This is a genomic window from Dactylosporangium sp. NPDC000521 (assembly GCF_042898305.1).
GTDB lineage: Bacteria > Actinomycetota > Actinomycetes > Mycobacteriales > Micromonosporaceae > Dactylosporangium.
The window spans coordinates 70,933-85,659 of sequence record NZ_JBIAYW010000020.1; the positions used below are offsets into that span (position 1 = coordinate 70,933).

Genomic DNA, 14,727 nt, shown 5'->3' on the forward strand with positions numbered 1-14,727 from the left:
GCACCCGAACGCGCCTGATATTGGTGATCTCATTTCGGGGCGATGCTGATAAGAACCGGATGCGAGGAGGGCATGTGGAGCGCGGTGAACTTTGGTGGGCTCAGATCGACGAAAAGCGGCCCGTCGTGCTGCTCTCGGGGGGCACGGGGCCGGAATTCCTGGCCATGCAGATCGTCGAACCCGCCACTCCGTCGCAGAAGCTCGGTTTCGTCCTGATGTCTGGCGAGCAGGCGGTCGATGTCGACGAGCGACGCCGGATCGTAGAGGAGGCCGGGCCGGGCGCACGCGCCATCGGCATCGAGGTCTTTTTCGGAGCCGAGGAGGGCCTGGGAGAGAACGGCGTGGTTCGCGTGGCGCTGCCCGAGGACGGAAGGATCTTCTGCACCTGGGAGACGACTGCCAGCGTGGAGTTCCTGCTCGAGAAGATTGGCGTCCTATCCCCGGCCAAGCAGCACGAGCTGGACATCGCCCTATCGCTCGCCGGCCGGGAGTGATTACGCCTCAGCCTGGGGCTGCGCAGCCGTCCTCGATCGCCCGACGGCCCACGCCGGTGGTGCGGATTCCGCACCGCTCTTCCGGGAAGTTGACGTCGCACGCCATGGTCACGTGCGCGGATCTGCCGCCGGCCGGGCGCTGTGGCCCGCCGCCGTGCAACCTGCGCCTCGGGCGTTCGTGGGCCGCCATTACCGGGTCCACGGTGATATCCCGGGAGCCGACGGTGGCCGGTGTCAGATCTGAAAGCCGGGGTCTCGGAGATAGCGGTCGACATCGAAGCCGTAGGCCTCGAGCCGGCGACGCGCGAGGTCACGCTCGTCGTCGGAGAACAGGGCGGCGTACTCCGATCGCCGATGACGGCGCGTTGACGTTCAGGTGTGGGTATCCCGCATCGCTTCCACCACCACCGGGCCCAGAAGTTCGTGGGCGAGCGGAGGCACCTCCTCAGGACGGAACCAACGGATCTCGTCATGTTCATCGGGAGCGACGTTTGTCGGTGTCCCCTCCCACTCGCCGACAAGCCAGGCGCTGAAGCACACGGACTCCTCTCCGTGGCCTGCCTCCAGCCGACACAGATGGACCGCCGAGTCTGTTGCTATCCGCACGCCCAGTTCCTCATGGATCTCCCTGGTGAGCGCAGCCAGTTCTGTCTCGCCTGGCTCGACGTGTCCGCCGGGCAGATCCCACACGTCAGGGTAGGCGCGGCGGTTCGGACTTCGGTGGACGAGCAGGACTCGACCTTCGCGAACCAGCGCCGCGGTGACGATCTCGTGCATGGCTGAGGATTGTGGCATGACCATCTCTGTGTCGTTCCCCATCGGGCCGGCACTGTACGTGGCCTTCGCCGAGGGCCCCGGTCACCCCAGTTGACGGACGCCCGCAAAGCCTGACGGGCGCACGCTTCTGTGCCCCGGGTGTGGCGGTGACGGCTCAGCTGGGCGTGGGGCGCGCACAAGCAGCGGCGATCCGGGCACTGCCGAGGGATGGTTCAGCGGCGTGGCGTTCAGCGGGCGGCTGCACCGCGGTCACGGAGTCGGGCCCACCGCCGGCGATCCAGGATGAGCAGGCCGGCCAGTACCGCCACGGCACCTCCGGCCAGGCAGGGTCCGACCGGCAGATCGAACAGGCGACTCACGCCGTAACCGATTCCTGCGCCGGCCAGACACAGCACCGCGATCGCCGACCAGCCGGCCACGTTCAGTTGTACGCGGAGGCGCACTTCGCGGTGGCGTCCTACCGTGACCAGACCGACGGACCCGAGATGTTCAAGGTGCACCGGACCCTCACCGGCGACGCCGGCAAGGTCATCGGCGCCGTCGACGGGCTCGCCACCGGCGGGAGCGATGACGTGTCCGAGGACTGGGTCAACGCTCTGGTCGAGGTGGCAGGCTTCGACTTCCGGGACGACAGCAGCCCCGTCGTGGTGCTGACCGGCGACGCGCCGAGCCACGATCCGAGCAACGGGCACAGCAACGACGATGCCGAGAACGCGTTGCAGGACATCGGCGCCCGCGTCGTGGGGGTGGACGTGCAGACCGGGCTCGCCTCCAGCCTGGACGCGCTGGACCAGGCCGGCGACCTGGTGACCGCCACCGGCGGCCAGCTGCTCAGCCCGTCGCCCGAGCAGGTGTCGGCGGCCATCCTGTCAGGGCTGCAGCAGCTCGACGTGACGGTCACACCCGAGGTTCTGGCGTGCGACCCGGCACTGAGCGTCTCCTTCGACGCGGACGAGGTCACGGTGCCCAGCGGCGAAGCCGCCGGGTTCGTCGAGTCCGTCGACGTCGCCGCCGACGCCGCCGAGGGTGCCACCCTGGAGGGCTCGGTGCAGTTCCGGCTCGGCGGCGCGCCGGCCGGCCCGGACTTCGTCCAGCACATCACCGTCCACGTCCTCGAGGACGAGCCGCCCGTGGTGACCGTCGAGGACAAGACCGTGGAGGCGACCGGCCCGGACGGCGCGGTGATCGACTATCCGGCCGATGCCACCGACGACCTCGACGGCAACCTGGTGCCGGTCTGCGAGCCGCCGTCGGGCAGCCTCTTCCCGATCGGTGACACGAAGGTGACCTGTACCGCCGAGGACGGCGGCGGCAACGTCGGCCAGGACACCGCCACGATGCGGGCCGTGGACACCACCGCCCCGTCGGTGACCTGCAAGCCGGGCGGCAACCCCGCCGGCAACCCGCCGAAGTCGAACAACCCTGACGGCTTCTACGTGATCGGCGGGAAGGACCTCGTCGACCCGGACGCGAAGCTGTACATCCGCGACACCGGCGACCCGTCGGTGCACTTCGGCCCGTACATCAGCGGCACGACGATCAAGCTCACCCAGGCGCCGGGCGGCAAACCGGAGGTCAAGCCCGGCACCGGCGAGGTGGACTACAAGGTCCGGCTCCGCGGTGACGCGCAGATCGTGGCCGTCGACGCATCCGACAACGCTTCCACGGCAGCCACCTGCTACGTGCCGCCGAAGCCGTGACCAGTGCGCCGGCACCACTACGCGGCTGTGGTGCCGGCGCGGCCGAGACTACGGTGTACTCGTGGCGATCATGGACCTGCGCAACGACTCCGACGGGTGGCTGGTGCTCTGGTTGGAGCCGTTGGGGGAGGACCGCTGGCTGAAACCGGGTGAGACGGTCCACATCCGCTCCGACCACGACGGCGACGACGCGCCCTTCACCGTCGACCGCCTCGAGGACGATGACGAGGCGGCCGGCATCGCGAACATCGCCGTCTGGGTGAACGGAGGAGCCGCCGAGGTCACCGACAGCAGCGGCACCCGTCTCGAGAGCGGCCATCAGCGCCCAGAGGAAGTCACCAAGAAGTGGAGCGCGCGGCTGCGGCAGATGCACGGCGACACGGCGCCGGACCCGATTCCGGTCGGAGGCCCCAAACGGAACTTCTACGTCGACCGAGGACACGCTGTGACCGATCGATCGCGTGACCGGAGGCATTGAACCGGTCCGTGCCGATCATCGATCCGCCATCGATCGGCCGCAGCCCTCCCGCCGGGCGACCACTCCGCGCTACGGGTTGAGACCCGGGCAGTAGGCGGACGCCTCGGCCATCGCCGCGTCCATCTTCTTCTCGAGGTCCGGGTCGGCCATGGCCTCCGGGGTGAGCATCTTGCCGAAGGTGACGACGAGCGCCTGCAGCGCGGTCTTCACCTTCGGGTCGGCCGCGTTCGCGGTCTCCTTGTCCACGACGGTCCTGAGCCGCTCGATCAGCGCCGCGGCGTCGGCCTTCGCCTTGTCCTGAGCGGCCTTGTCCTCCTCGGTCGCCAACTTCACCAGCAGCTCGACCAGCTGCATCTTCTCCTTGTCGAAGGCCGCGATGACGTTCTTGCAGATCCGCTCCGTGTCGGCCTTCACGTCGACCGACGGGCTCGCCGCCGCGGTGGTCGCCGCCCCGGTGCTCGCCGGAGCAGCGCTTTTCGCCGTCTCGTCGGCGCCACTCCCGCACGCCGCGCTCAGCCCTGTCGCGAAGGCAAGGGTCAGTGCCGACATGATCCTGCGCATACGCATCGCGTGTGTCTCCCCGTGTCGATCTCAAGATTTGCATGATCATGGATGCATCGCCTGGGCCGGCGTCGCCCCGCGCACCACGGGCGATGCCGAGTGGTCCTCGGTTGCCTGCGGTGCTCGGCGCCGTGGTCGGAGCGACGGTTGTGGGCCCGTCCGGGTGCCTCATGTGGGACGATGTGGCGCGTCCCGACAACAGGTGCCCGGCCGGGGCGCCCGAGGTCTTGGGACCGAACCGGTGGCAGTAAGAGGCGGCTCACGGGGCGCCCGCACGCGTGACGCACGAACGGCGTCCTGAGTAGACGCCACTGGACCCGGCTCCGCTCATCGGTTGTGGTGCTGGATTCAGGTGATCGGCTGTGGCAGGGCGGCGAGGCGGGTGAGCGCGGTGGTGTGTGCTGTTGCCCGGGGGCAGGTTTCGGCGATGCGGAGTCGGGTCGGGGTCGTAGTCGCTGGTTGACCCGAGTGCGAAGGTGTTGGCGCAGCGAGCGGTGGTCTCGATGATCCGGTTGGCCGAGGCGCGGGCCGCGCTGGCGCCGCAGGCCCGCGAGCGCAGCCGGCGCGAGTTCCGGCTCAGTACGTTAGAGATGGTCACGCCGGTCTGCACCACGCTGCGCGAGCTGCACGAGCACCTGGCCGCGAACTGCCGCGCCGCGGCCGGGGTGCGGCTCGTCGCCGTCACGGCCACGCCGGTCGCCCGCCGAGTTCCGGCCGGGCTCAGGGGCCGGGACTCAGCGGTCCAGTGGGACGGTGATCGTGGCCGTGGTCGGGCCGCCCGGCGGGCTGTGCAGGCGCAGGGTGCCGTCCACCGCGTCCAGGCGGTCCGCGATGCCGCGCAGGCCCGTGCCGGCCGCCAGGTCGGCGCCGCCGCGGCCGTCGTCCTCCACGGTGATGCGCAGGGCCGCCGGGGTCGCCGCGAAGGTCACGGTCGCGGCCGTCGCGTCGCTGTGCTTCACCACGTTCGCCAGGCACTCCGACACGGCGAAGTAGGCGGCCGTCTCCGCCGCCGCGGACAGCTCCCCCGGGGCGTCGCCGGTCACCGTGACCGGCACGGCCAGGTTCAGGGCCAGGGCCCTGGTCGCGTCGCGCAGGCCGCGGTCGGCCAGCACCGCCGGGTGGATGCTGTGCATCACCGCGCGCAGGTCGTCCAGGGCCGCGACCGCGGTCGTGCGGGCCTCCTCCATGAGCTTGGCGGCGCCGTCCGGGTCGAGGCGGACCAGGCTGCCGGCCAGGCCCAGCGTCAGCGACAGGGAGACGAGCCGGGCCTGGGCGCCGTCGTGCAGGTCGCGCTCGACCCGCTTGAGCTCGGCCGCCTGCCGGTCCACCGCGCCGCGGCGGGAGCGGGTCAGGGCGCTCACCCGGCCGGCCAGCGCCGCCTCCCGCCGGTGCACCCAGGCGACGGCGCCGAACAGCAGGGCCAGGCCGAGCATGGTCCAGGCCGGCCAGAAGTACCCGCCGCCGGTGAGCACCCACACCGCCAGGTCCGCGGCCGCCACCACGACACAGGCCGTCCCGGCGGTGCGCAACGGCCGGCGCCCGGCCGCGACCCGGAGGTCGGCGGCCAGGCGGGTCCAGGCGACGGTCCGGGTCATCGGTAGGCGAACTTCCGCAGCAGGGTCTCGGCCGGGCCGCGGTGGCCGCGGTCGGCGAGGGCCTTCGCGCCCAGGCACGACACCGCCCACACGGCGACCGCGCACCCGGCGGCGGGCCAGGTTCCCCCCAGGTGCAGGGCGAAGGGGCTGAACAGCGCGACCCAGCACAGCGACTGGAACAGGTACCCGCTCAGCGACCGCTGCCCGAGCGCCACCACGGGCTCCAGGGCGCGCGGGGCGCGGCCGGCCAGCCGCAGCGCGACGAGGCCGAAGAGGGCCACGTAGCCGGGGCCGCCGTACTCGCCGGTGATCGCGTGCATCCGGGCCATGGCCTCGACGGTACCGGGTGCGGCGTGCAGCACGTCGGCGCACATGAGCGCGTAGGGCAGCGCGCCCAGCGTCGAGATGCCGAGCGAGACGACCGCGGTGCGGCGCAGCAGGGTGCGGTGGGCCGCCGGGTCCTCGAGCACCCGCCGGCGCGCGGCCCAGATGCCGAGCCAGACGATGACGATGAAGGGCAGCACGGTGGAGGTGTGCACGGGCCACTCGGCGACCCGGTCGGCCATCGACCGCAGGTAGGTCGGGGCGGCGAGTGACGGGTTCGGGGTGTTCGTGATGCCGGCCGTCCCGCTGTGGGCGCCGGCGAGCGCGATGGCCGAGAAGACGAGCGCGTACACCGTCTGCAACCCCCAGAGCCAGAGGATCGCCCGGTGGAAGCGGTCGCCGCGGCGCACCAGCAGCAGGGTCGCCACGATGCCGACGATGCCGTAGGCGCCGAGGAAGTCGCCGAAGTACAGCAGCGTCGCGTGCACGGCCCCGAAGCCCACCAGCAGCGCGTTGCGGCGCAGCAGCACCCGGTCGGCGTTGCGCCGGGCCAGCTGCACGAGGCCGTAGCCGAACATGACGGCGAAGACCGGGTACGCGCGGCTGTCGACGAAGGTGGCCATGACGAAGTTGACGACCCGGGCCAGCCCCGTCGGGTGCGGGTCGAGGCCGGGCTGCCCGGCGAAGGCGAAGTTGGCCGCGTTGGCGAGGGCGATGAACAGCAGCATGGCGCCGCGGGCGAGGTCGGGGGCGAGCGCCCGCTCGGACCGCTTGACGGGCCCGGCTTCGAGAACTGTCTGGGTCATGCCCATGAGCCTCGTCCTCGCGCGGTCCGGAATCGAGGACAGTGCGACCCGGCCGGTGGGGGTACTACTACCCCTGTTCCAGGTAAGCCAGCACGGCGAGCACCCGGCGGTTGTCGTCCTCCGAGGCCTGCAGGTCCAGCTTGGCGAAGATGTTGTTCGTGTGCTTCGCGACGGCCTTCTCGGTGATGTACAGCGCGGCGCCGATCGCCGCGTTGGAGCGGCCCTGGGCCATGTGCGCGAGGACCTCGCGCTCGCGGGCGGTGAGCCGGCCCAGCGGGAGGGTGCGCTCGCGGCTGTCGAGGAGCCGGGCGACCACGGTCGGGTCCAGCGCGGTGCCGCCGGCCGCGACCCGCCGGACCGCGGCCACGAACTCGTCGACGTCGGAGACGCGGTCCTTCAGCAGGTACCCGATGCCGCCGCGGCCGTCGGCGAGCAGCTCGCGGGCGTAGAGGCGCTCGACGTACTGCGACAGCACGAGCACCGGCAGCCCGGGCACCTCGGCGCGGGCGGCGAGGGCGGCGCGCAGGCCCTCGTCGGTGAGCGTCGGCGGGAGCCGCACGTCGACCACGGCCACGTCGGGGCGTTGCTCGATGAGGGCCCGTTGCAGGTCGGGCCCGGTGCCGACGGCGGACACGACCTCGAAGCCGTGCGCCTGCAGCAGCCGGATCAGCCCGTCGCGCAGCAGGGCCAGGTCCTCCGCCACCACGACTCGCACGCGCAACACCGTACCGTGCCGACCGGCCCCGCCGCCGACCCCGGCCTCGGCGCGGGTCGGGCTGGACGTCGTCGCGTAGGGTCACCGTGGTGAGCCTGTTCGCGCTGGCGGTCGACTACGGGACGTCCAACACCGTGGCCATCCTGCGCTGGCCCGACGGCAAGACGCGGCCGCTGCTGCCCTCCGCCGTGTACGCCATGGCCGACGGGCACCTCGCGACCGGCCGCGACGCGATCAACAGCGCGAAGCTGGACCCGGTGCGGTTCGAGCCGAACCCGAAGCGTCACGTCGACGAGCCGGACCTGCTGCTGGGTGATGCGACGGTACCGCTCGTCAGGGTCGCGACCGAGGCGCGGCAGGTGGCCGGACGGCAGGACCTACGGTGCCCGCTGTGACGTCACTTTCGCGTACTACGCGAGGGTGAATTGCACGAACGGCACGACCACCAAGACGGCGCGGGGCGCGACCACCAACGACAACCGCTGGTCGTACGCCTACTGCACCGCATTCGGCTCCGGGTGGCGGATCACCGGTGCGGGGAGCCCCGTAAAGGCATAATTCTCAGCCCCAGGGCAGCAGAAGTCGCGCCCACCGCCTGTCAGAGGGCAGTGGGCGCGACTCGCTGACAGCGGGTCCCGCTCCACACCGACCACGCCCGCACCACATGATGACAACCAGTGATCAACACGTTGCGCGGAATGGCTCACTGGCTGCGGCGTTCCAGTGCCCGGTCGCTGGGACTCTTCAGCGCGTATTCGGCGATGAACTCCAGGAAGTCCGCGGCCACGAGCTCCCGTTCGTAGCCGTCGTGGAAGTGGAACCAGATCTGCTCGCGGCAGCGCCCATCGGCCACCGGGAAACCCCAGTAGTCACCCGTGCCCACCTCCGCGACGGCGACAAAGTCACGGTCAGGAAACCATGTGTTGTTCTCCGTCCAGACGTCGTTCTCACCTGGCCGGTCCGGGTCGACGAGTGGGAGCAGCTCGACGAAGCCGAACTGGCCACCGCCGTGGCGCGTCATGAATGCCTTGTACTTGTCCGGGAAGGTCACGCCCATCCGGTCCTCGGCGCGCGCGATCTCCTCCGGAGTGCTGGTGCGCCCCTCGATCAGCGCGAAGCCCCACCTCGCCACCGATTCGGCCGACTCTCGCAGCAGCGGCTCGGCCAGGGCGTCGAACTCCGTGAGATCCACGCGGTCACCGTAGCGCCGGCCGGCGAGCGTCGCGCGGACGGACACGGTCGTTCGACTCCTGACCCGCGCCGACAACGACGTGATCCGGACAGGCAACGTCCGGTGCGGCCTCGGCCCACAGACTGGTCTCCGGTCATCGTGATCAAGGGCGGAATGTGACGAGGCAGCGAAACGGGGGGTTGCGGTGAGGCGGCAGGTGCCACTCATCGCTCCGCGCTGCCGACGGCCGCTGGATCGGCAGGACGCCTGCGAGCCAGTGACAGCCCAGCCTGACGTTCGTCGTCCCCGGGACGCATTCACCCGGGGGCGAGGAACGCAGGTCGGCTACTGCTGGCGGTACTCGTTGGGTGACATCCCGTACTTCGCGCGGAACACCCGGCTGAAATGGGCTTTGTCGGGGAAGCCCCAGCGGGCGCCGATGGCGTAGACGGGGCGGCCGCGCAGGGCGGGGTTGGCCAGGTCCTGCCGGCAGCGCTGCAGGCGGCGCGTGCGGATCAGCTCGCCGACCGAGGTCTGGTCCGCGCGGAAGAGTCGCTTCAGCGTGCTGACCGAGATGTTGTGCGCCACGGCGATCGTCTGCTGGCTCAGGTCCGGATCCCCGAGGTTGGCGTCGATGAACGCGTCGATGCGAGCGCGCAGCATGACCTGCTGGACGTCGCCCGGCAGGGAGCTCGTGGCATCGAGCTGCTGCGCGAGCATCGCGGCGATCAGGTCGAGCGCGGTGTTGCCGAGGAACAGCGCGTCGGACGGGTTGTACTGCTCAGGGTGTGCGCTGATGTGCCGCAGGTACCGGGCCAGCAGGATGCCCATCCCGCCGTCCGACGGCAGGGGAGTCCCGAACAGCCGGCTCACCTTGTCGTGTGGAATGGGCAGCAGCGTGTGCGGGATGACGGCCACGACGGAGCTCACGGGTTCGTGCCGGCCCGATGGGCTGCCGTGGGATGCCTCGTACGGGCGGGAGCTGGTCAGCAGGGTGAAGTCGCCCGGCCGGATCGCGGTCTCCCGGCGGTCCTGCTCGACCGTGCCGACGCCTGCGGTCAGCAACGCCAGGTGGTACTGCTCCGGATCGGACTGCCGGATCAGCCGAGCTGTCCGCTGCGTGGTCAGCGATGGGAATCGAAGCGAGGTGAGGGTGAGGTTGCCAAGACTCGTCAGCTGCATGTGGGCGTCGAAGTCGTGCGCGTGCGTGCTGCGGATCCGGTTCGGTGCGACCTCCCTGGCCACGAGCTCCGACCAGTAGTCGAAGCGCTGCGCGGGTGGAAGCTGCGACAGGTCTACTGCCTGCGTCGCCAGCACTTCGCCTGCACCCCCGAAACGGACCGTCCGGCGAGCCGAACCCGCGACGTGAGCAGTCTTCGCCGGTCGTGATCATATCCAGTGCCCGTCGGTCAGTACCTCCATCGGGTCGCCTCGACGATCTCTTCTGGGCTGGCACAGGCGAACCGGTCGGCCTCGGTGAGCTGGACCGCGCAGTACGCCTCCAGCAGCGGCGGCCCGAGCAGGCCGGTCAGCAGGTCGTCGGCGCGCAGCGCGGTCACGGCGGCGACGGCGGTCTCCGGCAGCCGTTCGGGGCGGCGGTCCTCGGGCAGCAGCGCCGGGTCGCCCGGCACCTCGGCGGGCAGCGGCAGGTCGTACCCGGACGAGGCGGCGACGATCTCGGTCACGGCGGCGACGACGAGGTACGGGTTGGCGGCGCCGTCGCAGCACTTGACCTCGACGTTGGCGGCCCGGTCGCGTTCGCCGGGGCTGCCGGTGATCAGCCGCAGGGCGGCCTCCCGGTTCTCGTAACCCCAGCAGCGGAACGGCGCGGCCCAGCGCTGCGGCTGCAGCCGGAGCCGGCTGGCGACGCCGGGGGAGGCGATCGCGGCGAGCGCCGGCAGCCGCCGCAGGAGCGCGGCCACGGCGGCCTCGCCCGCCGGGCGCAGCCCGTGCGGCCCGTCGCCCCCGCTGAACAGTGCCTGCCCGTCGCGGCGGGCCGAGACGTGCAGGTGGTGGCCGTTGCCGACCTGGCCGGCGGTGACGACGGGGGCGAACGACACCCGGAGGCCGTGCCGCTGGGACACGGCCCGGACGGTCTGGCGGACCAGCACCGTGCGGTCGGCGGCGAGGACCGGGTCGGCGGCGGCGACGGACACCTCGAACTGGCCCGGCGAGTACTCCGGGTGGATCTGCTCGACGGGCACGTTCTGCGCGTCGAGGGCCTGGAACAGTTCGTCGAGATAGGCCGCCACCTCGACGACGCGGGTCATCCCGTAAGCGGGGCCGGTCGCGGCCGGGCTGCCGTCGGCGGTGGCGAGGTACCACTCCACCTCGAACGCCATCCGCAGCTCGAGGCCGGTCGCGGCGGCGCGGGCGACGGTGGTGCGGGCCAGCGTCCGCTGGCAGCACGGCCACGGCTCGCCGTCCTGGGTCCGCCGGTCGGCCGGCGCCCAGGCCCAGTGCGGTTGTGCGGCCAGGACGGTGGCGCGGTCAAGGTCGGGGAACAGCCGCAGGTCCCCGGCCGGCCCGCCGACGTGTTCGCTGCTGGTGACCGAGTCGTCGACGAGGAACACGTCGAAGACCGGCGACATGCCGACGCCCCAGCCGGCCGCGTGGGCGAGCCGGCGGACCGGCACCGTCTTCACGCGGGTGACGCCGGCGTTGTCGACCCAGGTGAGGGCGACCGCGTGCACGTCGCGGGAGGCCAGCTCGGCGGCGATCCGGCCGGCCTGCTGAACGGCCATGTCCAGAAGCTCGGTCACGCCCGGACTCCATCTCGTCGTCAGGCGAGTCGTCAGGGGAGCGGTGCACCTACCCGCACCGGGCCCGCTGAACCGGAGTAGCGCTCACCGGCCCTGGTGAGCAACGCCCGGGCCTCTGCGGGAGCCGGGAGGGCTTCCCCTCCCGGCTCGTCGAATCAGGGCCGGTTGCCGGTGGGGATCGTGATGAGCGTGGTCGTCCCGGAGGCGCCCTTGTTGAGGAACAGCATCGCCAACGCCCGGATGAACTGGTCGAACATGTAGAAGCTGGCGGGCGCGATCGGGATCAGCCCTTCCCGGAACGCGATGTAGGTGGGCCACGCGGTGCGGATGAGGGTCGCCGCCGCGTAGTCGCGTGGCAGGTGCAGCCAGTCGCCGATCTCGTTGCTGAGCACGTAGCGGACGAATTCGTTGAGGAAGCCGCGGGTGACGCCCAGGTCGATCTGCGCGGTCAGCCCGAGCAGGTCCTCGGCCAGTTCCTTGCCCTCCTGTGTGGGGGCGAGGATCGGGGTGAGCGCCGACGCCGACTGTGCGTATGCGGCGGTCCACGTCTGCGGGATGAACTCGTCGCGCACGCCGAGCAGGTGCATGGCGACCTGCCACTGGTGCAGGAAGGCGGCCTCCTCCGCGGCCGTCATCCGGACCTTCCATTCCTTCAGCTTCTTGTGCACGAAGGTGCCGAGGCTGTGGAAGGTGACCAGGATGTCGCCGTTGCTGATCGGGATCCCGCCCGGCTCGTTGGCGACCGCCCGCCACTGCGGCGACTGCGGCAGCAGATGACGTACTGCGGCGTGCACCAGGCGTGTCTTGTTGGCGGTGACCACGAACTGGCCATTGGGCTCGAACGCGGTCAGTTCGCTCAGGTCGTAGCCGAAGGTGAACGTCTTGGCCGCGCGGTCCTGCATGTTGGCGCCGCCCGCGGACCAGTAGACCGACTTGGCCTCGCGCGGGATCACCGTGCTCATGATGCCGCTGCCGAGGCCGTAGAGCATGAACAGGTAGGTGTCCTTGCGCCGGTTGAAGTCGGCGGCGAGACGCAGCTTGGTGCGGTCGGCCCAGGAGGGCAGCGTGTTGGCCTGCTGCAGGTAGGTGCGCAGGTTGGCCGGCAGGCCGCTGGGCACTGTGTCGTTGTTGTTCACCCAGGACCGCATCGCGGTGTTGACCGCCGGCACCTGGCCGTTGTCGATCAGCCCGGCGACCAGCTGGTCGACTTCGTCGTCCCAGACCCACCACGGGTCGGTGCCCGCGGCGGCGGGTGCTGCCGCGGCGGGGACAGCACCTACCGCGCTCACCAGGCCGAGCGCGACGCCGAGGGAGAGGACGCTCCGTCGATTGAGATTGCTCATTTACTTACCCCGCTTCCGGGAAGGCATGGGCGCTGCTCATGCAGGGGTTGAGCAGGAGGTAACAGCGACGGCCTGACGCCAGTCGATGTGTGATTCTCCGTTAACATACGAAACAATCCGCCGGTCGGCAAGGGCGTCTCCACGGTGGATCTCCGCCACGTTGGAGGGGCCGGCGCCCGGTCGTGTGTCAGGATCGGCGACATGCCATGGGAAGTCGCCGTGCCGCCGCGGTGTGGACACCTGACCGGTGCGTCCGGCGGGCTCCCGCACACCCCTGGTCGGCTGCCGCTGTGACCACCGAGTCGACCGCGGCCGTCCGGCCACGCAACCGCAAGCAGCTCATCGTCGAAGCGGCCGGCCGGATGTTCAGCGAACGGGGCTACCACGCGGCGTCCATGGAGGAGATCGCCGCCAGCATGGGCATCACCGCGGCCGCCCTCTACCGGCACTTCCCGAACAAGTACGCGCTGTTCGCCGAGTGCGCGAACGTCATGGCGGACCGGCTCGTCGCCGCGCTCGACGAGGTGCCCGCCGAAGTCTCCCTGGCGGACGTCCTCACCGCCGCCGCCCGGGTCACCGTCGCCCACCGCGCGTCGGGTGGGGTGTACCGATGGGAGGCCCGCTACCTCGAACGTGGCGACCGGCAGGCGCTCAGGACGAAGTTCGCGCACGTCGTCGCCCGGGTGGCCGACGCGGTACGGCGCGAGCACCCGCTACCCGGCGAGCACCTGCGAGCCGTGGCGGCCCTCGGCGCGATCGGGTCGATCACGATGCACCACACGTCGATCGCGCAGCGCCGGGTCGAAGAACTGCTGGTCGCGTCGGCCCTGCGGGTGGCCGCGACCGACCCGGCGGCGGCCACCGGCATCGCGCGCCTCGTCGACCTGCCCGCCCAGCCCGTGGCACGCACCCGGCGCTCGGAGATTCTCGCGGCCGCCATCCCGCTGTTCGAACGGGACGGCTTCGCCAATGTCACGAACGGCAGGATCGCCGAGGCCGTCGGGCTGGTTCCGTCGGCGATCTACCGGTACTTCCCCGGCAAGGCCGACATCCTGGCAGCGGCGTGCCTGCAGGCGGCGGGACTGCTGGCCCAGGCGGTGGAACAGAACCTTCGCGGGGTGTCCGACCCGCACGAGGCGGTGGTCGCGCTGACCGCGACCTACGTGGCGTACAGCTTCGAGCACACCGCACTCACCAGCGTCGCCAACGCCGAGCTCGCCGGCTTGCCGGCCGGCCTGCAACGGCCGCTGGTCGTCGCGCAGCGTGAACACATCGCCGTGTGGGAGCAGCAACTGCGCTCGGCGCGTCCGGAGCTCGACTCACGCCAGGCCCGGGTGCTGATCCACGCCGGCTTCGGCGTGGTGGTCGAGGCCGGACGCAGGCTGCGGTGGCAGGACACCCCGGAGCACCGTGACGCCGTCGCCGCCCTGCTCATGAGCGCTCTGGGCATCCGGGATGCCGCCGGTTGACCGGCCCCGTCGCGGGACCCGCTTCAAGCACCGATCGTGAGCAGCGCGGTCAGGCCGAAGTGGTCGGAGACGTACCGGGGGCGATCGTCGACGGCGAACGGCCGGTCGCCGAAGCGCTGGACCTCGACCGGGACAAGGTGCTCGCCGGCTCCCCGGGAGCGTGCCGGCCGGCACCGGCGGCGACGCTGGCGTCATCGGCGAACCGTACCCGGTCGCGCCGTGCCGGTGCCGTTTCACCCCGGGTGCCAGGGGGTAGGCAGGCCGTTCACGCGCGAGTGGTTCACCGGGTGGTGATCGGAATTGTTGCAGGCCAAGGAGCGCGTCATGGACGCCATCAGTACCGCGGCCGGAGCGGTGGCCGACCCCAAGACGGGCCTGAGCAGGGCGAAGACCCGGCTGCTGTCCCCGCGCACAGCCCTGCTGGCCTCATGCGTGCTGGCCGCGTACCTCATCGGACGAGGCGCAGTGCGACACAAGGCCCATTGAGGAGGGGTGGCGCCGCCAGGCCAACAACGACGGCATGGATGGAGCA

15 protein-coding genes are annotated in these 14,727 nt (G+C 71.3%); 6 read left to right on the forward strand and 9 right to left on the reverse strand.

Going from position 1 to position 14,727, the window contains the following annotated elements:
- Positions 1-74 precede the first annotated feature (74 nt).
- Complete coding sequence (locus ACFY3L_RS42445; RefSeq protein WP_389338240.1) at positions 75-494, forward strand: hypothetical protein; 420 nt, start codon at positions 75-77, stop codon at positions 492-494.
- Between the two features lie 372 nt (positions 495-866).
- Here ACFY3L_RS42445 and ACFY3L_RS42450 read toward each other — a convergent pair whose 3' ends face one another.
- Positions 867-1,271: an NUDIX domain-containing protein gene (locus ACFY3L_RS42450; RefSeq protein WP_389338243.1), complete on the reverse strand. Its 405-nt coding sequence runs from the start codon at positions 1,269-1,271 to the stop codon at positions 867-869.
- Positions 1,272-1,756: 485 nt separating this feature from the next.
- Here ACFY3L_RS42450 and ACFY3L_RS42455 point away from each other — a divergent pair, with 485 nt between their 5' ends.
- On the forward strand, positions 1,757-2,971 hold the full coding sequence (locus tag ACFY3L_RS42455) for an HYR domain-containing protein (RefSeq protein WP_389338246.1): 1,215 nt from the start codon (positions 1,757-1,759) through the stop codon (positions 2,969-2,971).
- Between the two features lie 61 nt (positions 2,972-3,032).
- Positions 3,033-3,449: a hypothetical protein gene (locus ACFY3L_RS42460; protein ID WP_389338249.1), complete on the forward strand. Its 417-nt coding sequence runs from the start codon at positions 3,033-3,035 to the stop codon at positions 3,447-3,449.
- A gap of 69 nt (positions 3,450-3,518) precedes the next feature.
- On the opposite strand, the gene ACFY3L_RS42465 is transcribed toward ACFY3L_RS42460, so the two are convergent.
- From ACFY3L_RS42465 to ACFY3L_RS42480, 4 genes are all read right to left on the reverse strand, one after another.
- On the reverse strand, positions 3,519-3,998 hold the full coding sequence (locus ACFY3L_RS42465; protein WP_389338252.1) for a hypothetical protein: 480 nt from the start codon (positions 3,996-3,998) through the stop codon (positions 3,519-3,521).
- 746 nt (positions 3,999-4,744) lie between these two features.
- Positions 4,745-5,605 (reverse strand): sensor histidine kinase, encoded by an 861-nt coding sequence (locus ACFY3L_RS42470; protein ID WP_389338255.1) that lies wholly within the window; start codon positions 5,603-5,605, stop codon positions 4,745-4,747.
- Entirely contained in the window at positions 5,602-6,735 is a 1,134-nt protein-coding gene (locus ACFY3L_RS42475) for a DUF418 domain-containing protein (RefSeq protein WP_389338258.1), read from the reverse strand. Before ACFY3L_RS42475 ends, ACFY3L_RS42470 begins: the two co-directional genes overlap by 4 nt.
- Before the next feature lie 67 nt (positions 6,736-6,802).
- Entirely contained in the window at positions 6,803-7,450 is a 648-nt protein-coding gene (locus ACFY3L_RS42480; protein ID WP_389338261.1) for a LuxR C-terminal-related transcriptional regulator, read from the reverse strand.
- A gap of 89 nt (positions 7,451-7,539) precedes the next feature.
- Here ACFY3L_RS42480 and ACFY3L_RS42485 point away from each other — a divergent pair, with 89 nt between their 5' ends.
- Complete coding sequence (locus ACFY3L_RS42485) at positions 7,540-7,845, forward strand: hypothetical protein (protein ID WP_389338264.1); 306 nt, start codon at positions 7,540-7,542, stop codon at positions 7,843-7,845.
- Between the two features lie 308 nt (positions 7,846-8,153).
- Here the strand turns inward: ACFY3L_RS42485 and ACFY3L_RS42490 are convergent, their stop codons facing one another.
- From ACFY3L_RS42490 to ACFY3L_RS42505, 4 genes are all read right to left on the reverse strand, one after another.
- Complete coding sequence (locus tag ACFY3L_RS42490; RefSeq protein WP_389338267.1) at positions 8,154-8,642, reverse strand: SMI1/KNR4 family protein; 489 nt, start codon at positions 8,640-8,642, stop codon at positions 8,154-8,156.
- Between the two features lie 324 nt (positions 8,643-8,966).
- Positions 8,967-9,938 carry a helix-turn-helix domain-containing protein gene (locus ACFY3L_RS42495; RefSeq protein WP_389338270.1) on the reverse strand — a complete coding sequence of 324 codons (972 nt, stop codon included), beginning with the start codon at positions 9,936-9,938 and terminating at the stop codon, positions 8,967-8,969.
- Between the two features lie 92 nt (positions 9,939-10,030).
- Positions 10,031-11,383: a glutamine synthetase gene (locus ACFY3L_RS42500; protein WP_389338273.1), complete on the reverse strand. Its 1,353-nt coding sequence runs from the start codon at positions 11,381-11,383 to the stop codon at positions 10,031-10,033.
- Between the two features lie 155 nt (positions 11,384-11,538).
- On the reverse strand, positions 11,539-12,726 hold the full coding sequence (locus ACFY3L_RS42505; protein WP_389338276.1) for an oxygenase MpaB family protein: 1,188 nt from the start codon (positions 12,724-12,726) through the stop codon (positions 11,539-11,541).
- A 290-nt stretch (positions 12,727-13,016) separates the two neighbouring features.
- Between ACFY3L_RS42505 and ACFY3L_RS42510 the strand changes: the two genes are divergently transcribed.
- Together ACFY3L_RS42510 and ACFY3L_RS42515 are read left to right on the forward strand one after the other, a co-directional pair.
- A complete protein-coding gene (locus tag ACFY3L_RS42510; RefSeq protein ID WP_389338279.1) occupies positions 13,017-14,195 on the forward strand; it encodes a TetR/AcrR family transcriptional regulator in 1,179 nt (392 codons plus the stop codon).
- Positions 14,196-14,519: 324 nt separating this feature from the next.
- Positions 14,520-14,681: a hypothetical protein gene (locus ACFY3L_RS42515; RefSeq protein WP_389338282.1), complete on the forward strand. Its 162-nt coding sequence runs from the start codon at positions 14,520-14,522 to the stop codon at positions 14,679-14,681.
- The last annotated feature ends 46 nt before the right edge of the window (positions 14,682-14,727 follow it).